Below are 20,971 nucleotides of genomic sequence, written 5' to 3'. Positions count from 1 at the left end.
TCTTTTTTGAAGATGTTAATTTAACATGGCATCTCTAAAAAAGATACATAAACGACAGGTCCGCACCATGCCACCCTCGGTCAGCTCTTCGGTTTCCCCTTCCTCCTCCAGCGATTCGCTGCCCTGGAGCCAGCGCCCATGGCTGGTGGCCGTGGCCGGCATGGTGGCGCTGGCTTCGGCCATGGGCGTGGGGCGCTTTGCCTTTACGCCCTTGATGCCGATGATGCTGCACGACGGCAGCATCGACCTGGCGCAAGGCAGCTGGCTGGCGATGAGCAACTACCTGGGCTACTTTGTCGGCTCCCTGGTCTGTATGGTGCTGCCCTGGGTGGCCAAGGGCCTGATGCAGCGGCTGCACCCCTCGCGCATGGTGCACTGGTGGCTGTTCATCACTGCGGTGCTGACGGCGGCGATGGCGCTGAACTGGCCCGGCGCCTGGGCCAGCCTGCGCTTTGTCTCGGGCGTGGCCAGCGCGGTGGTGTTTCTCAATATCACCCTGTGGTGCATGTCGCAGCTCGCGCATCTGGGGCGGCCGCAAATGGGGGGTCTGCTGTTTTGCGGCCCGGGCATCGGCATTGCGCTGACCGGCCTGGCCACCAGCGCCATGGTGGCGGCCGGCTGGCATGCCGTCAGCGCCTGGCTGGCGTTTGCGCTGCTGGCGCTGGTCTTCTGGCTGATGGTGATGACGGTGGTGCGCGGCCCGCTGGCGCCACCGCCTGCCCATACGCAGACCGGCGCTGCCGTGGCAGTCGCGCCCGAGGGCCCGGTCGACCGGCTGCTGCTGACCCTGGCCTACAGCTTGGCCGGCCTGGGCTATATCGTCACCGCCACCTACCTGCCGGTGATTGCGCGCGGCGCGCTGCCGGCCGATTCGGTCTGGCCCGATCTGTTCTGGCCCATGTTTGGCGGCGGCGTGGCACTGGGCGCCTATCTCTCGACCCATTTGCCCACGCGCTGGGACCGGCGCCGCCTGCTGATGGCCGGCTACGGCATCCAGGCCGTCTCCATCGCCATCAGCGCGCTGTGGCCCACGCCGCTGGGCTTTTCGCTGGGCAGCCTGCTGCTGGGCCTGCCCTTTACCGCGCTGACCTTTTTTGCGCTGCAAGAGGCGCGCCGCATCTGGCCGTCTGCGCTCAGCAGCTTTCCGGGCCTGCTGACGGCTGCCTACGGGCTGGGCCAGATTGTGGGCCCTCCCATGGTCGCCTGGATGCTGGCCCACAGCGCGAGCACCCAGCAAGGCTTTGCCTATGGCCTGGCGGCCGCAGGCGCTGCACTCGTGTTGGGGATCGTGATTCTGGCTGCCATGGTCTGGCGCCATCCGCATCAGGGCTGAGCGGCTGAAATGCAACCCGCAGGCAGCCGTAGCGGGCTGCCCAAGCGGGGGCCGCCGAAGCATTTACCCCGCATGACCAACTCGTGAAACCTTGTTTGACCTTCGGGTAAACTCCGGGGCGCAAACGTTTGCGCCCATGCAAACATGCGGCATCTCGCGGCTACTGCTGTGGATGGCGCCGCGTGATGCACAACAATCCTTCGGAGACTTATCTCATGCGCTTTACCCGCCGTACCCTGACTGCTGCGCTGGCCTTGGCCACCGTGGCTGGTTTTTCCCACCAAGCCGCAGCGGCTGACAAGCCCAAGGTGGCCCTGGTGATGAAATCGCTGGCCAACGAGTTCTTCCGCACCATGGAAGACGGTGCCAAGGCGCACCAGAAGGCCAATGCCGCCCAGTACACCCTGGTGGCAAACGGCATCAAGGACGAAACCGACACGGCCGCGCAGATCAAGATGGTCGAGCAGATGGTGGCCCAGCGCGTGCAGGCTATCGTGATTGCTCCGGCAGATTCCAAGGCCCTGGTGTCGGTGCTGAAAAATGCAGCCGACAAGGGCGTGCTGATCGTCAACATCGACAACAAGCTCGATGCCGATGCACTCAAGAGCAAGGACCTGAACGTGCCTTTCGTGGGCCCGGACAACCGTGCTGGCGCCAAGCTGGTGGGCGATTTCCTGGGCAAGCAGCTGCAGGCCGGTGACAAGGTGGGCATCGTCGAAGGCGTCTCGACCACCTTCAACGCCCAGCAGCGCACGCTGGGCTTCCAGGATGCGATGAAGGCCGCTGGCGCCAATGTGGTCAGCCTGCAATCGGGCCAGTGGGAAATCGACAAGGGCAACACGGTGGCCGCCGGCATGCTGCGCGAGCACCCCGATCTGAAGGCGATCATGGCGGGCAACGACAGCATGGCGCTGGGCGTGGTCGCAGCGGTGAAGGCCGCCGGCCGCACCGGCAAGGTGCAAGTGGTGGGCTACGACAATATCGCCGCCATCAAGCCCATGCTGAAGGACGGCCGCGTGCTGGCCACCGCTGACCAGTACGCCGCCAAGCAGGCCGTGTTCGGCATCGAGATCGCCCTCAAGGCGCTGGCCGAGAAGAAAAAGCAGAGCGAGCTGCCTGCTGAGGTCAAGACCGATGTGGCCTTGGTGACCAAGGACAGCAAGTAACGACGGCGCACACCATGGCAACGACTGAGGCGCAAGGCGCCGGCACGCCACGCGTGCGTTTGCAGCAGATGGGCAAGGCCTACTCCGGCACCTTGGTGCTGGAGGGCGTGAGCCTGGATCTGCATGCGGGCGAAGTGATGGCGCTGACCGGAGAAAACGGCGCGGGCAAGAGCACCTTGTCCAAGATTCTGTGCGGGTTGGTGGATCCATCGCAGGGCCAGATGCAGCTCGATGGCAAGCCCTTTGCCCCCACATCGCGCCGCGATGCCGAGCGCCAGGGCGTGCGCATGGTGATGCAGGAGCTGGGCCTGGTGGCCACCTTGACGGTGGCCGAGAACCTGCTGCTGGGCCAGCTCCCCCACAAGCTCGGCTGGCTCGATCATGCGGCGATGCGGGCGCTGGCCCGCACCCAGCTGGCCAAGATCGGCATGCAGCATATCGACCCGGACACCCCCGTCTCGCAGCTGGGCATTGGCCAGCAGCAGATGGTGGAGATCGCCCGCAATCTGCAGGATGGCACGCGGGTGCTGGTGCTCGATGAGCCCACCGCCATGCTCACGCTCAAGGAAACCGAGCACCTGTTCACGCAGATCGCGCTGCTCAAGGCGCGCGGTGTGGCGCTGGTCTATGTGTCGCACCGGCTCGAAGAGCTGCAGCGCATTGCCGACCGGGTGGCCGTGCTGCGCGATGGCCGCCTGGTCGATGTGCGGCCCATGCAGGGCGTGCAGGAGCATGAGCTGGTCGAGCGCATGGTCGGCCATGCCGTGCAGGACAACGAAGGCCGGCCGCGCCGCACACGCGGTGCGCTGCGCCTGTCTGCGAAAAATTTGCAACGCGGCGCCCAGGTGCGCGGCGTCAGCCTCTCGCTCTATGCGGGCGAAATCATGGGCCTGGCGGGCCTGGTCGGCTCGGGCCGTACCGAGCTGGTGCGCCTGCTGTTTGGCGCAGACCGCGCCGAGCAGGGTGAAATCAGCCTGCATGCCGCTGGCAGCAGCGCCGCCACACACACCGTGGCGCCCAATTGGACCAGCCCCGTGCAGGCCATCCGCGCTGGCATCGGCCTGGTGACCGAAGACCGCAAGTCGCAAGGCCTGCTGCTGTCGCAATCCATCCGTGCCAACACCACCTTGGCGGGCATGCACAAGATTGCACGCGGCGGCTGGCTGCAGCGTGCGCAAGAGAGCGAAGTGGCGCGCCATTTTGTCGAGCGCCTGCGCATCCGCTCGCGCAATGCCGAGCAGGCGGTATCGACCCTGAGTGGCGGCAATCAGCAAAAAGTGGTGTTCGCCCGCTGGCTGCACCAGCCCTGCGATGTGCTGCTGCTCGACGAGCCCACACGCGGCGTGGATGTGGGCGCGCGCGCCGACATCTACCACGAGATCGACCGCATGTGCGATGACGGCAAGGCCGTCCTGATGGTCTCCAGCGACCTGCGCGAACTGATGGCCATGTGTGACCGCATTGGCGTGATGCACGATGGCGAGCTGGTGGCCGTGTTCGAGCGCGGCCAGTGGAGCGACCAGCAACTGCTGGCCGCCGCCTTTGGCAATGTGGACGAAGCCCCATCGGCCCACGCCGCAGCACAGGCTGCAACCCCCGAATAAAAGAGCAGGCAAGAGGACCAAGCCATGACAACCCCCCTTTCCGCGCGCGCCAGCGCGCCTACGCCGCCGGCTGCACCGGCTGCCAGCGCCGCCTCGCAGGCGTCTTCGGGCCGCATGCAGGCCTGGGGCACCTATGTGGGCCTGTTTCTGGTGCTGGCCGCGATGGTCGCGCTGTTCAGTTTTCTCAGCGAGTATTTCTGGAGCACCGAGACTTTTGTCACCATCGCCAACGAGATTCCCGCACTGGCGGTGATGGCCGTGGGCATGACCTTTGTGCTGATCCTGGCCGGCATTGACCTGTCGGTGGGCTCGGTGCTGGCGCTGTCGGCGGCCGTGGCGGCCCAGGCGATTCTGGTCTGGGGCCTCAACCCCTGGGCGGCGGGCGCGCTGGGCCTGCTCTGCGGTCTGCTCTGTGGCGCGGTGCTGGGTTCGATCTCGGTGGTCTGGCGTCTGCCCACCTTCATCGTGTCGCTGGGCATGCTCGAAGCGCTGCGCGGCGCGGCCTACCTGGTGACCGACTCGCGCACCCAGTATGTGGGTGATGCGATCTCCGGCCTGGCTGCGCCCATCGCCTATGGCGTCTCGGCTGCGTTTGTCATCGCCATCGTGGTGGTGGCGCTGGGCCAGATTGTGCTGACCCGCACCGTGTTCGGCCGCTATGTGGTGGGCATTGGTACCAATGAAGAGGCCATGCGCCTGGCCGGTATCGATCCCCGACCTATCCGCATTTTGGTGTTTGCGCTGACCGGCCTGCTGGCCGGCCTGGCAGGCCTGATGCAATCGGCGCGTCTGGAAGCGGCCGACCCCAATGCCGGCAGCGGCATGGAACTGCAGGTGATTGCCGCCGTCGTGATTGGCGGCACCAGCCTGATGGGCGGACGCGGCTCGGTGATTGCCACTTTCTTTGGCGTGCTGATCATCGCCGTGCTGGAAGCGGGCCTGGCCCAGATCGGCGCCAGCGAGCCGGCCAAGCGCATCATCACTGGCGCCGTGATCGTGGTGGCCGTGATCATCGACACGGTGCGCCAGCGCCGTGCCGCACGCCGGGCCTGACGGTGGTGATGAGCAGCATTAAGGACGTGGCGCGCCTGGCGGGCGTGTCCGTCACCACGGTATCGCACGTGCTGAACAAGACACGTTCGGTGCTGCCGGCCACGCAGGAGCGTGTGCAGGAGGCCGTGCAGACCCTGGGCTATGTGCCCAGCGCGGTGGCGCGCAGCCTCAAGACCCAGGCCACGCACACCCTCGGCATGCTGGTGCCGGACAACTCCAACCCCTACTTTGCCGAGCTGGTGCGCGCGGTCGAAGACGCCTGCTTTGCCGCCGGCTATGCGCTGCTGCTGTGCAATACCGACAACGATGCCGGGCGCCAGCAGGTCTACCTGGATGTGCTGTCGCAAAAGCGGGTCGATGGCCTGATCGTGGCCTCCACCAGCGATGACGCGCTGATGTCCCAGCACCTGGCGCAAACCGCGCTGCCGATGGTGCTCATCGACCGGGCCATTGCCGGCCTGGAGCGCCCCTGCGTGCAGACCGACCATGTGCAGGGCGGCATGCTGGCCACCCAGCACCTGATGGCCCTGGGCCGCAAGCGCATTGCCTGCGTCGCTGGCCCGCAGGATCTGCAATCCAGCGGGCAGCGCGTACAAGGCTGGCGCCAGGCGCTGCAGCTGGTGGGCCTGCCCTCTGATCTGCTGGTGCATGGCGATTTCACCGTCAACGGTGGCTATGTAGCCATGCAGCGCCTGCTGCACGACGGCGGCGCCCACCGGCCCACGGCCGTGTTTGCCTGCAACGACCTGATGGCCATGGGCGCGCTGCGCGCCGTGCACGAGGCGGGCCTGCAGGTGCCGCGCGACGTGGCCGTGGTGGGCTATGACGATATCGAGCTGGCCAGCTATACGCAGCCAGCGCTGACCACGGTGGCCCAGCCGACCCGGGCCATGGCCCAGCAGGCGCTGGCCTGGTTGCTGGAGCGCATCCAGGCCGGCCGCAGCGCCGAGCCGGCTGCTGCCAGCACGCAGATGCTGGTGCCAGCCCTGGTCACCCGGGAGAGCAGCCGGGCCCTGGCCCGCGCTGCCGTGCCGATTGTGAGTGGAGAAACAGTGTGAATGTGCCTATCTTGAGCCAGGCCCCGCGTATCGTGGTGCTGGGCAGTTTGAACATGGACCTGGTGCTGCGCGTGCCGCATATGCCGCGCGCGGGCGAGACCATGCTGGGCCAGTCGCTCAGCCAGGTGCCCGGCGGCAAGGGCGGCAACCAGGCCGTCAGCTGCGCGCGCCAGGGGGCGGCCGTCAGCCTGCTGTCCTGCGTGGGCGAGGACGCCTATGCCGACCAATTGCTCGCTGGCCTGGTGGCCGACCATATCGATGTGCAGCATGTGCAGCGCAGCGCGCGCGATGCCACCGGCGTCGCCGTCATCAGCGTCGATGACAGCGCCCAGAACCAGATCGTCGTGGTGCCCGGCGCCAACTTGCGCTTGCAGGTGACCGAGCAGGTGCTGCGCCCGCTGCTGCAGGATGCCGCCTATGTGGTGCTGCAGTTCGAAACCCCATTGGAAGAAGTAGACCAGGCCTTGCGCAGCGCGCGCGCCGAAGGCTGCAAGACCGTCCTCAACCCCTCGCCGGTGCAGCCGCTGCCCGATGCCTGGTGGCCCCGCATTGATGTGCTGGTGGTGAACGAAGCCGAAGCCGCGCAGCTGAGCGGCAGCCCCGTGGACAGCCCTAAGAGCGCGGCCCGTGCCGCCCGCTGGCTGCAGGCCAAGGGCGTGGGCCAGGTGGTGGTGACCTTGGGCAGCCAGGGTGCCGTCTGCTGCGACCAAGCCGCCGATGGCGCTGAAGCCGCCGCCCACTGGCACCGCGCCCCCCAGGTGCAGGCGGTGGACACCACGGCTGCTGGCGATACCTTCCTGGGTGCGCTGACCGTGCAGCTGGCCGCCGGCGCCAAGCTGGACGAGGCCACACAGTGGGCCATCCGTGCGGCAGCCATCTGCGTGACCCGCGCTGGCGCGCAACCTTCCATCCCATTCCATGCCGAGGTCGCCACCCGCACCGAAGCCAGTCTCTGGAGCCCCGTATGAAGCGTGCCGCGCTGTTGAATATCGAGTTGTCGCAAATCATTGCCGCGATGGGCCATGGCGATATGTTGGTGATTGGCGATGCCGGCCTGCCGGTGCCCCCTGGCGTGCGCCGGGTGGACCTGGCCGTGGCGCGCGGCGTGCCCAGCCTGGACCAGGTGCTGCAAGCCATCCTGAGCGAACTGCAGGTGGAAGCGGCCATCGTCGCCAACGAGTGCCTGGACGGACAGCAACTGCCGGCCTGGTACCAGCGGCGCCAGGCCGATGGCCTGCCGAGCGCGCCGCAATGCGTGTCGCATGAAGCGTTCAAGGCCATGAGCCGCCAGGCCGTGGCCGTGGTGCGCACCGGTGAATGCACGCCCTATGCCAATATCGCACTTCGCTCCGGCGTCGCTTTTTAAGAGCCGCTAACACGGCCCTTGATACGTCGTTGCCAAGCCTTGTCGTACGTCTGTACTGCCTGCGGCTTGACGCCTAGTCTCAACCGCAAACCTTCGGTTTGCTGGGCTGTGTTAACGGCTCTACGCGCTGACATCCACCGTGCCATCAACAAGGGCCTCTGCTGCAAAGCAAGAGGCCCTTTGTAAAAGCGTTTGCGGCTGGTTTAGACGCTGGCCGGCGGCAGGGTTTGCGCAGGCGCGCTGCGTGCCAGCGGTGCCAACGGCAGGCGCAGCACAAAGACGGCGCCACCGCCCTCACGCCCCTCGCAATGCACGCTGCCTTCATGGCGCTCGGCAATCGAGCGCACGAGGGCCAGGCCCAGGCCCACACCGCCATGGCGCTCGCTGGCGCCGGGCATGCGGTAGAAGGATTCAAAAATGCGCTCGCGCTGGTCGGGCGGCACGCCGGGGCCCCGGTCGGCCACGCGGATTTCGGCATAGGCGCCTTGCTTGTCCAGGAACAAGGTGATCGGGCCCTGGGAGTAGCGGCGGGCGTTTTCCAGCAGGTTGCGCACCGCGCGGCGCAGCAGCTTGGCAATGCCACGCACCTCGATCGCATCGCCATGCATGTCGGCCACTTCCAGGTCGGCCTCGACCCGGGCGCACTCTTCGGCGCAGAGGCCGATGATGTCGATCATCTCCGAGGTACCCACATCGGCTTCGCGCGCGCCCAGGCGGCTGGCCAGCAGGATCTCGTCGACCAGCTGGTCGAGCTCGGCGATATTGCGCTGGATCTCCTGTTTGAAGGTGGGCGAGGGCTTTTCGCCCATCAGCTCCACGCCCATGCGGATGCGGGTCAGCGGGCTGCGCAGCTCATGCGAGGAGTTGGCCAGCAGCGATTTGTGCGATTGCACCAGCGCCTCGATGCGGGCGGCTGCGGCATTGAACTGCTCGGCCAGGTCGCTGACCTCGTCATTGCCGCGCACATCGACGCGCACCGACAGGTCGCCATCGCCAAACTGCTTGACGCCTTTGCGCAGTGCTTCGAGCCGGCCCATCAGGCGCCGGATGATGGGGAACACGCCCACGACGACGACGACACCGATGAGGCCCAGCATCCAGAAAAAGCCAAACGGCGGCTTGACCCAGAACCACCAGGGCCCCAGGTTGGGCGGCGGGGGGCGGTGGCCTTCGCCACGGCCGGATCGGCGCTGCAGCTCCATCTCGTAGGTGCGGCCCTGGTCGTCCTCAATCAGGTACAGCACCAGCTCGCTGGGGTCGCCAGGCTGGCGCACCGCCTCGCCATGCAGCAGCAACGAGCCATCGGCACTGCGGATCAGCAGCTCTCGCGCCGGGGGCTGCAGTGGCGTGGCATTCTTCTCCGCCGCCGCCTGCCAGGCCCAGCCAATCACCAGGATCAGCACGGCCACGCCGCCCACCACGGTGAGCCAGATACGCAGATAAAGCCGTTCGGCGAAGTATTTGTACAGATGCATGCGGGCGGCGGGGCGCTGGAGCCAGTCCTCAGTCCTGCTGTTTGGCGAACACATAGCCCACGCCGCGCACGGTCAGAATCCGGCGCGGGTTCTTGGCATCGGCCTCGATGGCGGCGCGGATGCGGCCCATGTGCACGTCGATGGAGCGGTCAAAGGCTTCAAGTTCGCGGCCGCGCACGGCTTCCATGATCTGGTCGCGGCTGAGCACGCGGCCAGCGCGCTCGGCCAGGGTGACCAGCAGGTCAAACTGGTAGCTGGTCAGATCGGCGGGCTTGCCGCTGATCGTGACGGAACGGGCGTCGCGGTCGATCTCCAGGCTGCCAAAGCGCAGCACCTGGCTGGCCGGGGCTGCCGCGCTGCCGCCATCCACCCGGCGGCGCAGTATGGCGCGGATGCGGGCAAGCAGCTCGCGCGGCTCAAAGGGCTTGGGCAGGTAGTCATCGGCGCCCACTTCGAGGCCGATGACGCGGTCCATCGGGTCGCCCTTGGCGGTGAGCATCAGGATAGGCACCTGGGCGGCGGGGCCGTTCAGGGTGCGGATGCGGCGGCAGACCTCCAGGCCGTCCAGATCGGGCAGCATCAGATCGAGGATGACCAGGTCGGGCGCCTGGCCGCTGGCCGGCTCCTGCAGTGCCGCGAGGCCGCTGGCGCCATCAGCCATGTGGCTGACCTGCAGCCCCGACTGGGCCAGATACTCGCTCACCATATTGGCCAGACGCTCGTCATCTTCGATCATCAACAGTTGGTGGGTATGCATGGCAGTCATGGTTATGGGCGGGAGGACCCGCAGATTTTGCTATAGGGGCGATCGTGGCACGCTGGGGTCGCGCCGGATTGTCCCTGCCGTAAAGTTTGGTAAACCGCCCCCGGGGTTCCGTCAACCTCTCAGGATTGGCTCGGCACCGGCCTGATGCGCGACGCCAGCCAGACCAACACCAGCACCGGCAACCCCAGCAGCGCCGTCGACACAAAGAACTGCGCATAGCCGAAATGGTCTACATAGACGCCCGAGAAGCCGGCAATCCACTTGGGCAGCAGCATCATCATCGAGCTGAACAGCGCATACTGGGTGGCCGAGTAGTTCACATTGGTGAGGCTCGACAGGTAGGCGATGAAGGCCGCTGACGCAATGCCGCCAGCCAGGTTGTCGGCGGAGACCACCGCAATCAGGCCCACCAGGTCATGGCCACGGGTGGCCAGCCAGGCAAACAGCAGGTTGCTGCCAGCCGACAGCACGGCGCCCAGCATCAGCACCCGCATCACGCCGATGCGCATCGAGATCACGCCGCCGATGAAGGCGCCGACCAGGGTCATGATGACGCCGAAGATCTTGCTGACCGAGGCGACCTCAGCTTCGGTGTAGCCCATGTCGACATAAAAGGGGTTGGCCATGATGCCCATCACCACATCGGAGATGCGGTAGATCGCGATCAAGGCCAGGATCAGTGCCGCATGCCAACCGTAGCGGCCCAGAAAGTCGGCAAACGGGGCGACCAGCGCCTCGCGCAGCCATTGGGCGGCATTGCGGGCAGGGGTCAGCGCCTTGGCCACGGGCTCGGGCGACAGCAGCACGGTGACCACGCCCACCAGCATCGACGCGGCCATCACCAGATAGGCAAAGCTCCAGGCCTGGCGCTGGTAGTCGCCCGCGCCTTCTTGCAGACCCAGCGCCACCAGCCACAGCACGCCAGCGCCGGCCCAGATCATCGCGATGCGGTAACCCGTCTGGTAGGTGGCGGCCAGTGCCGCCTGGCGCTCGGCGTCGGCCGATTCGATGCGGTAGGCATCGAGCGCAATATCCTGCGTGGCCGAGCCAAAGGCCACGGCCAGCGCGCACCAGACGACATGGTTGAGGTGCAGTTGCGGATCGGCCCAGGCCATGCCCAGCAGGCCGGCGATCACCAGGCCCTGGGCCAGCAGCAGCCAGCTGCGCCGGCGCCCCAGCAGGCGCGTGAGGCCTGGCAGCGGCAGCCGGTCGACCAAGGGCGACCAGACCCATTTGAACGCATAGGCCAGGCCCACCCAGCTGAGGTAGCCGATGGTGCTGCGGTCGATGCCCGCCTTGCGCAGCCAGAACGACAAGGTGCCCAGCACCAGCAGCAGTGGCAAGCCGGCAGAAAAGCCCAGTGCCAGCATGCGCAGGCTGGCCGGCTCGGTGTAGACGCGGAACGTGTCCGCCCAGGAGCGGCGGGCGGGAGAAGCAGTCACGGATGAAGAGGTGTCGGCCATGCAGACGGGCGGTGCAGTAAAACGAGGGAGGCCCAGGCCAGGCCCGGACAATGCGCCAATATACGCTGATCCGCACGGCCGGGCGGGGCAAGCGGCGCAATAGCGAGCAATAGGGAGCAATAGGGAGCAACCGCCAGCGCATGGCTACACTGTGCGCTATGCAATGATGCACCGCTGCTGCCATGGCCGACCACTCCCACCACCGCTTGCTGGCTCCTGACTACTCTGTTCGCCACTACGAAGGCGAGCAGCAGGCGCACAGCCATGACCATGTGCAGCTGCTGTATGCGCTGGCCGGCCGCATGGAGCTGGAGGTCGATGGCAAGGCCGCCTATGTCGATACCGCCAGCGGCGTGGTGATACCGGCCGGCTCCACGCACGCCTACCTGGCCCAGAAGGGCAGTGCGCTGGCCGTGGTGGATGTGCCCGACGGCGCAGACTGGGCGCAGATGCGCCGCTTTGCCGCGCCGCCGCGTGACTGGTTGGCCACCCATGCCTCGGCCTTGACGGTGGCCCAGGCCCATGTGGCCTGGGTGCAGCAATCGCCTCAGCTGCTGCTGCGCCGTGCGCTAGATGTGCAGGCCATCACTGCTGCGGTGCGGGCCGATCTGGCCGGCGACTGGCGCACCCCCCAACTGGCGGCCCTCGCGCACCTGAGCCCGCAGCGCTTCCATGTGCGCTGGCTGGAGCTGACCGGCAGCACCCCCCAGCAGTGGCTGCGCGACCTGCGCCTGACCGAGGCCAGCAAAGCGCTGGCGGCCGGCCAGCCGCTGGAGACCACGGCGCTGCGCTGCGGCTACAGCACCGCCAGCGCGCTGGCCTATGCACTGCGGCGCGACCGTGGCGTGGGCAGCCGTAGCCTGCGCAAGGGCGCGCTGGGGTGATGCACGGGGCCTGTGGAGCAGCGCAGGCACAAGCGTTTCTCGACATTTGCCCGGGTCCCGCCGCAGCACCATAGCGGTATGACACAGACATCCAGCGGCATGGTTTCCCCTGCACCTTCTTCTTTCTTCAGCGCCTCCGCCCAGGGCATTGCACTGGTCGCCATTGCCGGCGTGCTCTGGGGCACCAGTGGCACCGCCCAATACCTGGGGGCGGCGGGGCTGTCGCCGTTCTGGGTGGGTGCGGCGCAGCTTGCCGTGGCGGCGGCCTTCCTGGGCCTGAGCCTGCTCTGGGCGCGGCGCGGCAGCACTGGCAGCCTGGTGCTGCGGCCCCGCCAGGCGGGGCTGCGGCTGTCGTCGTTCTTCTGGGCATCGCTGGGCATTGGCGGCTACAGCGTGTTCTTTTATGCCGGCCTGCAGATGGCCGGTGTGGGTGTGGGCACGGCCGTGGCCATTGGCAGCAGCCCCATCTGGGCGGGCCTGCTGCAGGCGCTGGTGCTGCGCGCGCCGCTGTCGCCGCTGTGGTGGCTGGGCACCTTGGTCAGCGTGGCCGGTGGTGTGGCCATGGTGATGGGCGAGGGCGGCAGCAGCCAGGTCTCCTGGCCTGGACTGGCGCTGTGCCTGCTCGCGGGGCTGTCCTATGCCGGCTATGCGCTGGTCAACAAGCGCCTGGTCAGCCATATGTCGCCCAAGGTGGTGAACTTCTATGTGTTCAGCGGTGCTGCGCTGCTGGCCCTGCCCGTTGCCGCGCTGTATGCGGGCGTGCCGCAGTGGAGCCTGTCTGCCGTGCTGGTCGTCGTCTACCTGGGCGCTGTCGTCTCGGGCATTGCGCACTTGCTGTTCTCGATGGGCCTGCGCCATATCTCCGGGCCCACCGGCGTGGCGCTCAGCCTCATCGAGCCGGTGGCGGCCTTTGTGCTGGCCGTGTGGATTGTTGGCGAGCACCAGCCGTGGGTGGCCTGGGTGGGCTTGGCGGCGGTGTTGCTGGGGCTGTGGGTGGTGGTGAAGGCGGAAATGCGCAGTTGACTGCCGGGTCGCGTATGGACGGCGTGTTCTGCAGGCCCGGCGATAGAATGGCGCTCTTGCCACCACGGACTGCGTTTGCTGCCGCTGTATGACCTTGCCTGAAGCCACTCACCAACTGGATGACGCCGTATGGTCGCGGGTGTTGACGCAGGATATGGCCAGCCAGCTCCAGGGCCAGTCGCTGGTGTTTCTGGCGGCGGACACCGCAGGGCAGACGCACCAGATCCCGCTGCTGGTAACAGCTTTTGAAACGCAAAGCCGATCGGCCCCAGGCATGGCTGCCTTCCGGCTTAATTTTCAGGGCCCGACCGCCCCGGTTCTTCCCAGCCAGACCTACCGCGCACGCCATGCGCACTGGGGCGACTTTGCGATCATGGTGTCTGCCACCGGCGCCGATGCGCAAGGCGTGTACTACGAGGCCCACTTCAGCCATGCCCTCTGAGCTGCCTGCAGCCCTGCAGCTAGGCAGTTTGCAGCTGCGCCAGTCCTTGGCGTCGGATGCGGATTTTTTGCGTGTGCTCTACCGCGATGTGCGCAGCGACGAGCTGGCAGTTACCGGCTGGCCGCCTGAGGCCATCGATGCCTTCTGCCAGTCGCAGTTTGATTTTCAGAGCCAGCACTACGGCAGCTGCTACCCCGAGGCGCTGCATTACCTGGTCGAACGGGATGGTCAGCCTATTGGGCGGCTGATCGTCGATGACAGTGTTGATGCACTGCGGGTCGTTGATATCTCACTGCTGGCGGCACAGCGCAGCCAAGGCCTGGGGAGCTTGCTGCTGCAATGGTTGTGCGACCGCGCCGATGCCCGGCGGCAGCCGCTTGCGCTGAGTGTGGAGCCCCAGAACCGGGCGCGCCATTTATATGGGCGGCTGGGTTTTGTGCAACTGCCGGGAGATGGCCTGTACCTGAACATGCTCCGTGCGCCGATCCAGAGGGAGCTTGCCGAATGAACGACCTTCCAGACCCCGCCACCTCCATCTTTCCGCCAGGCCAGGCGGTGCTACCGGCCCAGCGCGCCGCGCTGATGGGCCATACGCCTTGCTGCATCTGGCTCACCGGTTTGTCCGCCTCGGGCAAAACCAGCCTGGCCCATGCGCTGGAGCGGGCCTTGCACCAGCGCGGCTGCCATACCTATGCGCTCGATGGCGACAACCTGCGCCAGGGGCTCAATGCCGATCTGGGTTTCAGTGCCGAGGCGCGGGCAGAGAATATCCGCCGCATGGCCCATGTGGCGCGGCTGATGGCCGATGCTGGCCTGGTCGTTATCGTCTCTGCGATTTCGCCGTTTGCAGCAGACCGGGCACAGGCGCGGGCCTTGTTTGCGCCCGGCGCCTTTGTCGAGGTGTTTGTCGATACGCCGCTGGCTGTGTGCGAGGCGCGCGATCCCAAGGGCTTGTATGCGCGCGCCCGGCGCGGCGAGCTGCGCGACTTTACCGGTATTGACAGCCCTTATGAGCGGCCGCTGCAGGCGGAGCTGCATTTGCAGGGTGCAGACCTGGCGCCCGAGGCTGCGCTAGGCGCTGTGCTGGCGTATTTGGATGCCCAAAGCTTCGAACAGACGCGGGCTGGATGAGCGGGCTGATCGAAGCGGGATGAACAATCAGTTGCGCGAGGGGAAAATGCCCACCAGCGCAATGATGAAATTGATACCTATAGAAGGTTGCATGACGGAAAGAGGCTGCGATGCACCAGCGATCCCGATGGTGGGTCCTCCACCCAATTGCACCGTCTGACCGGCATTGCCTGCTTCGATGAACTGCGCGTTGCGCTGATTTGATTGCGCCAATATGGAGCCTGTAGTCGGCGTCTGCAAGGTCCCCGCCAAGGTGCTGGCAGTGGTGCTGCTAACCACGGGGTGGGTATGGGCTGGCATCTGGTTGGTGGTCATCGTGACAGTGTTGCTGCCTGTCACAAGTCCAGGGGTGAATTGGTCATAAAAGCTCCCCGGTCCTGCACCTACCGGCACCCGGCCGCGCAAATCGGGCAGCATAAAAGTGGTTGTGCCATTGCCGCCATAGGTAGTCCCCAAGATGGCGAACAGGGCTTGGTATTGGCTGATAGCCATAACTTGTCCGTGGCAGAAAGCCCAGTTTTGGGGAGCAAAAAGGCCGCCAAACATAATGATTTGGCCGATATACGCGTCCATGGTTGTTTCCTTTGATGTTGTTAGGTTTGCAGATAGCCATTGAGCCATCCGCTGGTAAGTGGGGTGGCAGGGCGGTTGTTGACGTGGCTGATTGAGGTTGCTGTGCGTGGACTGGTAGCAAGTGGCCCCTGCAGCACTGCCGTTTGCCACGCTTGGTGCAATGCAGAAATGGATGGTTGTGGAGCCGTGTTCTCGATGGCAGCTGCAAGGCTAAAGCCCGCCTCGGCACCCATCAGCGCGGCAGCAGTCCAGGGCAATGCCGCCTGCTCAAAACGTTGCTTCCAAACCTGCTCAGCCTGTGCAGCGCTGGACCAGGCACCGGCGGTGGTGGTATTGCCACCGGTAGGCACATCCGCCAGCCAAGGGAAACCTGCCAGTCCCCAAGTACCTTGCGACAGTGCATGTGCCTGCCACCAGCGGCCAAAGCGGGCCAACTGCGGGCCGGAATAAAAGGCTACAACGGCATCGGGCCGGTGGCTAAAAACGGCAGTACGCAGGCCGTCAAATTCCTCGTGCTGCGGTCCAAATTGGCCCACATGGCGGGCAACTATCCGTCCGCCCAGCGCACGGTAGGCCTGCTCAAACGTATAGACAAAGTCGTAGCCAGCTTCCATCTGCCCAACAGCCAGCACTGCCTTGGGGCCTTGCTGTTGGTAGACGGCCTGCGCCAGCTGCGCTGCACTGCCGCACAGATCCAGGCTATGGCGCACGACAGCCTGGGGTTGGCCCGGCTTGGCGGCTGCAGGCAGATCTGCACCGGTATCGCTGGCCCACAGTGGCAGGCCCAGGGGCTGCGCATGGGCGGCGACCTTGGCTTCGACGGCGGGCGGCATCCAGCCGACAACACCATGCAGCTGGGGCCGTTGATCGATCGCCGCCGTGATGCTGCGGGCAGCGCGGTTGGGGGTGGGAGGGGCTTCCACCCAGTGCAGCTGCACAGCAACTTCAGGCCGCTGGGCCAGGCCCAGCTCCAGGCCTCGGCGGTAGTCCGAGCCCAGAGTGGCCACCTTGTGCGACTGCGGCGCCACGGCCAGCAGCTGCCAGGCCGTGGCCGTTTGCGGGGCCGGGGCACTGGGCGCCAGCGCCTGCGCAGCACTCCAGCCGCCGGTTGTGCTGACGGCCACGCTGGTGGAGGCGAGAAAATGGCGTCTTGGAATCATGGTCATAAGGCTGCCTCGGTGAGAGTCTCTGCGCGGTCATGGGCGTCGCACCGGGCCCGCAATTGCTGGTAATGGGGGGCCATCCATTGCTCGGCCAGCGCGCGCAATGCGAGGTTGGCCTTGGCATGTTTGTCGCTGGTGTCCTGGGCAAAGGGCTCATGCGGCCGCTTGCCGTGGCGCGACAGGCGCTCGCGCAGCGCCTGCATGGCTTTTGCATCGGGTTGCCAGGACATGCGTGGCAGTACCAGTTGCTCGATGGCCTCGGGCAGTTGGCTGTGGTCCAGCACCAGCGCCTGGGCCGGATCGGCCACCCGGGCCATGTCCGCATAAATGCGGCCCAGCATGCGTGCGCAGTACTGCTCGGGCGGCATCGTGGCCTGCTCCAGCAGGTTCAAGCCCGGCAGGCCGAACGTGGGGCCAAAGGCGCCGGGTACGAGGTAGAAAGCGCGCTCCTGCATCTGCGACACCAGCACCGACAGTGGCTCACGGGTCAAAAAGACCGGCAAGGCCTCAGGCCAGGCCTGCATCAACAGCGGTGCCTGGTCGGTGTTCCAGGCGTCAATCTTGAGGCTGGCCGATTGCAGCGCCGGGCTGGCCGTATCGCTGCGTTGGGCCCAGGCGCTCATCCAGGCGCGCAGGGCAGCAATGGCTTGCGCGGGGCTGAGCCAGCCGTTGACCAGCGCCTGGCGCAGCAGGAAATCGACCGGAGGCGGCTCGGACATCGCCAGGTGGTGGGCGCTTTGCGCCAGTGCCTGGGGGAACAAGGTGGAGCCGCAGCGCGAGACATGGAACACCAGCAGGCAAGGCGCGATTCCTGGCGACTGCGCCTGCCAGTCCAGCAGCGCTTGCAGCGGGGTCTGCCGGCGGAAGGCCTGGTTGAACGGCAAGTTGAGCAGCGGCTTGAGGCTCTCCTGGTAGAAGGGCGCGCGCAACGGGGCATCGCCCAGGCGCGCCCAGTCCACCATGGTCTGGTTGCCATCGTGGTACAGCTGAACGGGCCGCCAGCCCTGCAGTGTCAGAGCATCCATTGGGCATTCCAGGCGCGGCGCCCGGCCTTCATCGCCGATTCGACATCGGAGGCATCAAACACCAGGCCCTGGGCCTGGCCCAGCGCAATGCTGCGGGCGCTCAGGCTGGCCAGGTCGGCGCAGCCGGCCAGCGCATCGGCCAGTGCTTCTTGCGCAAACACGCGCTCGCGAAACTGTTCAAAAGCCAACCAGGGATCACCGTCATCAGGCGCTGGCTCGCCCTGGTCACCGGCGGCAAACGCCTGTGCCAGGCGCTCGTCCACCAGCGCATCTGCAACCAGGTGGATGCGTGCCTTGCCGCTGCGGTTACGTACGCGGTGCGGCAGGGACACATCGGTGTACCAGCATTCACCCACGCGCATCGGCACGCGCTGGCCACCTAAATGGAAAAAAACCCGCTCTTCGGTCTGCAAGGGAATGTGCAGCCGGGCATCGCCCTCGGCGGCGCACAGGCCTGCATCGGTGTGCTCCATGATCTCGCTGTCAGGCTGCAGGCGCATCAGGCGCACCGATTTCCACTGCAGGTCCAGGCTGTGCAGCAGGGCGGCAATGGCGGGGCAGGCCTGTAGTGCCTCGCAGTCGGCATACGCGTCCAAACTGGCATCCATCGGCATGATGTCCGACGGCGCCTGGGCCGATGCCCGCAAGGCCAGCGCCTGCCAGCCACCATCGTGCCGGCCCTGGTTGAAATGCATGCGCCACAGGGATTCGGGCAGTTGCTGGGCTTCTTGCAAGGCAGCCGCTACCTCCAGGCGCCAGGGCAGGCGCATGGTGGTGATGCCCTGTAGGCGCAGACCCTGGCGGGGTTGGCCTGGGGGGCAGGGAGCGGCTGCGAGGGTCATGGGGCGGAGACCGGGGCGCACAGCGCATAGGCCGTGCAGCTCAAGGAGCCATCTCCTACGAAGGAGTTGAGCACCCGCACCGACCATCCTTGCGTGCTGGCACAGCTGAGAGCCTCGGCCGGTGCATTGGCAGAGACACGGACATCGAAGTTCGCATTCCCACCCTTGGCGTTGGCGGCTCTGTAGCCGCCGCCGACCACTTGTTCATTGACCGAGCAGCAGGCGGTGGCCTCGCAGAGTTCACCTGTTTTGGTGTCCGAGCGCTGAATGATCGCTGTAATGGAGCCTTGTGAACCGGTTGGGCCGGTAGGGCCTATAGGGCCTTGGGGACCGGTCGCACCGGCGGGGCCGATGGGCCCTTGTATCCCTTGCGGGCCCGCAGGGCCCGTGTTACCCGTAGCGCCAGCAGGGCCGGCTGGCCCCGCGGCTCCTGTCGGACCGGCGGGACCCGCAGGGCCGGTAGCCCCTGCAGGACCTACCGTGCCAGCAGGGCCAACGGCGCCAGTGGGGCCTGCCGGGCCAGCCGGTCCGATGGCGCCGGCTGGGCCAACTTCACCTTGCGGCCCTGCGGGGCCGGCTGGTCCGGTGGCACCGGTGCCAATGCCATCCGCACAGCGCAGCAAGCGGCCGGTTGCGGGGTCCATGCACAGCTGTTCCGTCCCAGTCTCTGGTGCGGTACGCACGGGCGGCACGTAGGTTTCGCCGGTGCCCTGCACGCGGAACAGATCCTGGTTGGCCTGGTCCTTGATGACAAAGCCGGAGCCGGCTGCCGGCTTGAAACTGGTATCGGCAGACCAGGCAACGCTTGCAGCCAGGGCCATGATGCCGCCGGCCAGCCAACGGCTGTGGAAGAAGGAGTTGACGAGGTTCATGGCTGGGTTCTCAGGAAAGAGCGGACGCGGGCAGAGCGCAGGGCGCCCCAAGACAGAAGCGAAAGCAGCAGGGCGAGGCTGGCGGTCCAGCCCAGGCCGGAGACCGGCACCGCAACCGGCGCCGCGCTAGGGGGTGGGCCCACGTAGACATTGACCAGGTTGACGTTCTGCTGGGTAACTTGTGCGCCCGGGCCCAGGGTGAAGGTCGCTGGCTGGCCGGATGCGGTGGTGATCTGCAGCGGCTGGCCCGGCTGGCCTTGCAGCACCAGGTTGCCCGTGACGACGATATTGGCGCCGTTGGGCAGCACAAAGCTTTGACCGCTGCTGGAGCTGAAGGTGAGGTTGCCCACCGTGGTGACGCCGGAGACGGTGATACTGGCGCCCGGCGCGGCGCAGGAGCCGTCGAAAACCATGGCGCTGGCCGCTGCGTTCAATGTGCCTTGGTTGCGAAAGTCGGCGCCCAGTTGGATGCTCCCTTGGGCATCGAGCACGCCGCCCGATTCGATCAAGAACGCGCCGGCATTCTGCAACGAACCACCATCCAGAGAGTAGCTGCCTCCAATGGTGACGCCCAGGCAGCCGAGGTCTTGGCTGCCACCGCCGAGAGTGCTTTCAGAGCCAGCAGGAATTTCCATCTGCGCATGCGCAGCAGAGGCAAGGCCAATCGCGAGCGTCGCGGCGGCTAAAAAACGGAGCTTCGGCATGGGCGGCCTGTTTTGCTTTGAAGCAAAATGTAATTGGGTGTCGATTTGTACCAGAGCGAAACAAAGTTTGCAATTTATTTGTTATATATATTTATTAATGTGGTAAGCGAAATGGTATTTGGGGATAAAACCACTGTGCAATCATCACGTTTTCATTATTGGAACTGGAATGCCTGAACTGCCCCCCTCGACAACGTTGTTCGGCTGCGCCTGCCATGGGCGCCGTGCCTGGCTGCAAACCCTCGTCGCGGGGGCTGCCGTGGCGGGTGCCAGTAGCGCAAGTAGCGCCTGGGCGCAGGTGGATGTCGGCAAGTCCTCGGCACTGCGCAACCTGGTGCCGGCCGAAGCGCTGGAGCAGGCGGCGCAGCAGCAGTACGCCGAGCTGCTGGCGCAGGCCAAGCAGCAGGGCGCGTTGGCGGGGCCTGGCAATGCGCAATTGCAACGCCTGCAAACCATTGCCCAGCGGCTGATTGCGCAAGCCCAGCCCTGGAATCCGCGCGCCCGGGACTGGCGCTGGGAAGTGAACCTGATCGGCAGCAAGCAGATCAACGCGTTTTGCATGCCCGGCGGCAAGATCGTGTTCTACACCGGGCTGATCGACCAGCTCCAGCTCAGCGACGACGAGATTGCGATGGTCATGGGCCACGAGATGGCGCATGCGCTGCGCGAGCACTCCCGCGAGCAGCTGGCCAAGAACCAAGCCACCGGGCTGGGTATCCGCCTGGGCGCAGCCATTTTTGGGCTGGGCGATATGGGCACCGCTGCTGCCAATCTGGGGGGCCAGTTGCTCACGCTCAAGTTCAGCCGCTCCGATGAATCCGACGCCGATCTGGTCGGGCTGGAGATCGCTGCACGTGCCGGCTATGCGCCGCAGGCCGCCGTTAGCCTGTGGGAGAAGATGGGCGCTGCCACCGGCAAGGGCGGTATCGGCTTTCTGTCCACCCACCCGACGGGCCCCAACCGCATCGCCAGCCTGCAGGCGAATGTGCCCAAGGTACAAGGCCTCTACGAGCAGGCCAAGCGCTAAA

22 protein-coding genes are annotated in these 20,971 nt (G+C 66.2%); 13 read left to right on the top strand and 9 right to left on the bottom strand.

Translation table 11 applies throughout. The features are described 5' to 3' along the window. The first annotated feature begins 67 nt into the window (after positions 1-67). The 7 genes from LPW39_RS08385 (at position 68) to rbsD (ending at position 7,580) form a co-directional block, all read left to right on the top strand. A complete protein-coding gene (locus LPW39_RS08385) occupies positions 68-1,333 on the top strand; it encodes a YbfB/YjiJ family MFS transporter (protein ID WP_230773444.1) in 1,266 nt (421 codons plus the stop codon). Between the two features lie 215 nt (positions 1,334-1,548). Continuing rightward, complete coding sequence (locus LPW39_RS08380) at positions 1,549-2,499, top strand: sugar ABC transporter substrate-binding protein (protein WP_230774285.1); 951 nt, start codon at positions 1,549-1,551, stop codon at positions 2,497-2,499. A 14-nt stretch (positions 2,500-2,513) separates the two neighbouring features. Beyond that, positions 2,514-4,103, top strand: coding sequence for a sugar ABC transporter ATP-binding protein (locus LPW39_RS08375; RefSeq protein WP_230773443.1), 1,590 nt, complete (start codon positions 2,514-2,516; stop codon positions 4,101-4,103). Positions 4,104-4,127: 24 nt separating this feature from the next. Continuing rightward, positions 4,128-5,156 carry an ABC transporter permease gene (locus LPW39_RS08370; protein ID WP_230773441.1) on the top strand — a complete coding sequence of 343 codons (1,029 nt, stop codon included), beginning with the start codon at positions 4,128-4,130 and terminating at the stop codon, positions 5,154-5,156. A gap of 8 nt (positions 5,157-5,164) precedes the next feature. Beyond that, positions 5,165-6,214, top strand: a complete 1,050-nt coding sequence (locus LPW39_RS08365; protein ID WP_230773439.1) for a LacI family DNA-binding transcriptional regulator — start codon at positions 5,165-5,167, stop codon at positions 6,212-6,214. Continuing rightward, positions 6,211-7,182 carry a ribokinase gene (gene rbsK, locus LPW39_RS08360; RefSeq protein WP_330166595.1) on the top strand — a complete coding sequence of 324 codons (972 nt, stop codon included), beginning with the start codon at positions 6,211-6,213 and terminating at the stop codon, positions 7,180-7,182. Before LPW39_RS08365 ends, rbsK begins: the two co-directional genes overlap by 4 nt. Beyond that, positions 7,179-7,580 (top strand): D-ribose pyranase, encoded by a 402-nt coding sequence (gene rbsD / locus LPW39_RS08355; protein WP_230773436.1) that lies wholly within the window; start codon positions 7,179-7,181, stop codon positions 7,578-7,580. Before rbsK ends, rbsD begins: the two co-directional genes overlap by 4 nt. 203 nt (positions 7,581-7,783) lie before the next feature. Here the strand turns inward: rbsD and LPW39_RS08350 are convergent, their stop codons facing one another. From LPW39_RS08350 to LPW39_RS08340, 3 genes are all read right to left on the bottom strand, one after another. After that, a complete protein-coding gene (locus LPW39_RS08350; protein ID WP_230773431.1) occupies positions 7,784-9,055 on the bottom strand; it encodes a sensor histidine kinase in 1,272 nt (423 codons plus the stop codon). A gap of 28 nt (positions 9,056-9,083) precedes the next feature. Further along, positions 9,084-9,812 (bottom strand): response regulator transcription factor, encoded by a 729-nt coding sequence (locus tag LPW39_RS08345; protein ID WP_230773429.1) that lies wholly within the window; start codon positions 9,810-9,812, stop codon positions 9,084-9,086. A gap of 128 nt (positions 9,813-9,940) precedes the next feature. Continuing rightward, positions 9,941-11,284 carry an AmpG family muropeptide MFS transporter gene (locus LPW39_RS08340; RefSeq protein WP_230773427.1) on the bottom strand — a complete coding sequence of 448 codons (1,344 nt, stop codon included), beginning with the start codon at positions 11,282-11,284 and terminating at the stop codon, positions 9,941-9,943. A 182-nt stretch (positions 11,285-11,466) separates the two neighbouring features. Between LPW39_RS08340 and LPW39_RS08335 the strand changes: the two genes are divergently transcribed. The 5 genes from LPW39_RS08335 (at position 11,467) to cysC (ending at position 14,764) form a co-directional block, all read left to right on the top strand. Beyond that, entirely contained in the window at positions 11,467-12,168 is a 702-nt protein-coding gene (locus LPW39_RS08335; protein WP_230773425.1) for a helix-turn-helix domain-containing protein, read from the top strand. Between the two features lie 78 nt (positions 12,169-12,246). Then, a complete protein-coding gene (locus tag LPW39_RS08330; RefSeq protein WP_230773424.1) occupies positions 12,247-13,191 on the top strand; it encodes a DMT family transporter in 945 nt (314 codons plus the stop codon). A gap of 88 nt (positions 13,192-13,279) precedes the next feature. Continuing rightward, positions 13,280-13,633 carry a DUF6916 family protein gene (locus tag LPW39_RS08325; RefSeq protein ID WP_230773423.1) on the top strand — a complete coding sequence of 118 codons (354 nt, stop codon included), beginning with the start codon at positions 13,280-13,282 and terminating at the stop codon, positions 13,631-13,633. After that, positions 13,623-14,141 (top strand): GNAT family N-acetyltransferase, encoded by a 519-nt coding sequence (locus LPW39_RS08320; RefSeq protein ID WP_230773419.1) that lies wholly within the window; start codon positions 13,623-13,625, stop codon positions 14,139-14,141. Before LPW39_RS08325 ends, LPW39_RS08320 begins: the two co-directional genes overlap by 11 nt. After that, positions 14,138-14,764, top strand: a complete 627-nt coding sequence (cysC, locus tag LPW39_RS08315; RefSeq protein WP_407928813.1) for an adenylyl-sulfate kinase — start codon at positions 14,138-14,140, stop codon at positions 14,762-14,764. The genes LPW39_RS08320 and cysC overlap by 4 nt, the downstream gene beginning before the upstream one ends. A 27-nt stretch (positions 14,765-14,791) precedes the next feature. Here the strand turns inward: cysC and LPW39_RS08310 are convergent, their stop codons facing one another. From LPW39_RS08310 to LPW39_RS08285, 6 genes are read right to left on the bottom strand one after another with little or no spacing between them, the layout of a single operon-like run. Then, positions 14,792-15,337, bottom strand: coding sequence for a phage tail protein (locus LPW39_RS08310; RefSeq protein WP_230773417.1), 546 nt, complete (start codon positions 15,335-15,337; stop codon positions 14,792-14,794). Positions 15,338-15,357: 20 nt separating this feature from the next. Next, positions 15,358-16,503 carry a type 1 periplasmic-binding domain-containing protein gene (locus tag LPW39_RS08305; protein ID WP_230773408.1) on the bottom strand — a complete coding sequence of 382 codons (1,146 nt, stop codon included), beginning with the start codon at positions 16,501-16,503 and terminating at the stop codon, positions 15,358-15,360. Continuing rightward, the gene (locus LPW39_RS08300; protein ID WP_230773406.1) at positions 16,500-17,525 is read right to left on the bottom strand and encodes a sulfotransferase family protein; all 1,026 of its coding nucleotides are present in this window, start codon (positions 17,523-17,525) and stop codon (positions 16,500-16,502) included. The genes LPW39_RS08305 and LPW39_RS08300 overlap by 4 nt, the downstream gene beginning before the upstream one ends. Continuing rightward, positions 17,513-18,367 carry an aspartyl/asparaginyl beta-hydroxylase domain-containing protein gene (locus LPW39_RS08295; RefSeq protein ID WP_230773404.1) on the bottom strand — a complete coding sequence of 285 codons (855 nt, stop codon included), beginning with the start codon at positions 18,365-18,367 and terminating at the stop codon, positions 17,513-17,515. Before LPW39_RS08295 ends, LPW39_RS08300 begins: the two co-directional genes overlap by 13 nt. Further along, positions 18,364-19,239, bottom strand: coding sequence for a collagen-like domain-containing protein (locus tag LPW39_RS23515; RefSeq protein ID WP_330166594.1), 876 nt, complete (start codon positions 19,237-19,239; stop codon positions 18,364-18,366). The genes LPW39_RS08295 and LPW39_RS23515 overlap by 4 nt, the downstream gene beginning before the upstream one ends. Next, positions 19,236-19,943 (bottom strand): hypothetical protein, encoded by a 708-nt coding sequence (locus tag LPW39_RS08285; protein WP_230773402.1) that lies wholly within the window; start codon positions 19,941-19,943, stop codon positions 19,236-19,238. Before LPW39_RS08285 ends, LPW39_RS23515 begins: the two co-directional genes overlap by 4 nt. A 169-nt stretch (positions 19,944-20,112) precedes the next feature. On the opposite strand from LPW39_RS08285, the gene LPW39_RS08280 reads away from it, so the two are divergent. Continuing rightward, complete coding sequence (locus LPW39_RS08280; protein ID WP_230773400.1) at positions 20,113-20,970, top strand: M48 family metallopeptidase; 858 nt, start codon at positions 20,113-20,115, stop codon at positions 20,968-20,970. The last annotated feature ends 1 nt before the right edge of the window (position 20,971 follow it).

The sequence above is a fragment of the Comamonas koreensis genome (genome assembly GCF_021026195.1).
In the GTDB taxonomy this organism is placed as follows: domain Bacteria; phylum Pseudomonadota; class Gammaproteobacteria; order Burkholderiales; family Burkholderiaceae_C; genus Comamonas; species Comamonas koreensis.
Note: the sequence above shows the minus strand (reverse complement) of the source record. Positions and strands in the feature narration are given on the sequence as shown.

What these genes read in the sequence shown, in the direction of transcription:
- LPW39_RS08385 (WP_230773444.1), top strand. Translation starts at nt 68, where the DNA reads ATGCCACCCTCGGTCAGCTCTTCGGTTTCCCCTTCCTCCTCCAGCGAT.
- LPW39_RS08380 (WP_230774285.1), top strand. Translation starts at nt 1,549, where the DNA reads ATGCGCTTTACCCGCCGTACCCTGACTGCTGCGCTGGCCTTGGCCACC.
- LPW39_RS08375 (WP_230773443.1), top strand. Translation starts at nt 2,514, where the DNA reads ATGGCAACGACTGAGGCGCAAGGCGCCGGCACGCCACGCGTGCGTTTG.
- LPW39_RS08370 (WP_230773441.1), top strand. Translation starts at nt 4,128, where the DNA reads ATGACAACCCCCCTTTCCGCGCGCGCCAGCGCGCCTACGCCGCCGGCT.
- LPW39_RS08365 (WP_230773439.1), top strand. Translation starts at nt 5,165, where the DNA reads ATGAGCAGCATTAAGGACGTGGCGCGCCTGGCGGGCGTGTCCGTCACC.
- rbsD (WP_230773436.1), top strand. Translation starts at nt 7,179, where the DNA reads ATGAAGCGTGCCGCGCTGTTGAATATCGAGTTGTCGCAAATCATTGCC.
- LPW39_RS08350 (WP_230773431.1), bottom strand. Translation starts at nt 9,055, where the DNA reads ATGCATCTGTACAAATACTTCGCCGAACGGCTTTATCTGCGTATCTGG.
- LPW39_RS08345 (WP_230773429.1), bottom strand. Translation starts at nt 9,812, where the DNA reads ATGCATACCCACCAACTGTTGATGATCGAAGATGACGAGCGTCTGGCC.
- LPW39_RS08340 (WP_230773427.1), bottom strand. Translation starts at nt 11,284, where the DNA reads ATGGCCGACACCTCTTCATCCGTGACTGCTTCTCCCGCCCGCCGCTCC.
- LPW39_RS08335 (WP_230773425.1), top strand. Translation starts at nt 11,467, where the DNA reads ATGGCCGACCACTCCCACCACCGCTTGCTGGCTCCTGACTACTCTGTT.
- LPW39_RS08330 (WP_230773424.1), top strand. Translation starts at nt 12,247, where the DNA reads ATGACACAGACATCCAGCGGCATGGTTTCCCCTGCACCTTCTTCTTTC.
- LPW39_RS08325 (WP_230773423.1), top strand. Translation starts at nt 13,280, where the DNA reads ATGACCTTGCCTGAAGCCACTCACCAACTGGATGACGCCGTATGGTCG.
- LPW39_RS08320 (WP_230773419.1), top strand. Translation starts at nt 13,623, where the DNA reads ATGCCCTCTGAGCTGCCTGCAGCCCTGCAGCTAGGCAGTTTGCAGCTG.
- cysC (WP_407928813.1), top strand. Translation starts at nt 14,138, where the DNA reads ATGAACGACCTTCCAGACCCCGCCACCTCCATCTTTCCGCCAGGCCAG.
- LPW39_RS08310 (WP_230773417.1), bottom strand. Translation starts at nt 15,337, where the DNA reads ATGGACGCGTATATCGGCCAAATCATTATGTTTGGCGGCCTTTTTGCT.
- LPW39_RS08305 (WP_230773408.1), bottom strand. Translation starts at nt 16,503, where the DNA reads ATGACCATGATTCCAAGACGCCATTTTCTCGCCTCCACCAGCGTGGCC.
- LPW39_RS08300 (WP_230773406.1), bottom strand. Translation starts at nt 17,525, where the DNA reads ATGGATGCTCTGACACTGCAGGGCTGGCGGCCCGTTCAGCTGTACCAC.
- LPW39_RS08295 (WP_230773404.1), bottom strand. Translation starts at nt 18,367, where the DNA reads ATGACCCTCGCAGCCGCTCCCTGCCCCCCAGGCCAACCCCGCCAGGGT.
- LPW39_RS23515 (WP_330166594.1), bottom strand. Translation starts at nt 19,239, where the DNA reads ATGAACCTCGTCAACTCCTTCTTCCACAGCCGTTGGCTGGCCGGCGGC.
- LPW39_RS08285 (WP_230773402.1), bottom strand. Translation starts at nt 19,943, where the DNA reads ATGCCGAAGCTCCGTTTTTTAGCCGCCGCGACGCTCGCGATTGGCCTT.
- LPW39_RS08280 (WP_230773400.1), top strand. Translation starts at nt 20,113, where the DNA reads ATGCCTGAACTGCCCCCCTCGACAACGTTGTTCGGCTGCGCCTGCCAT.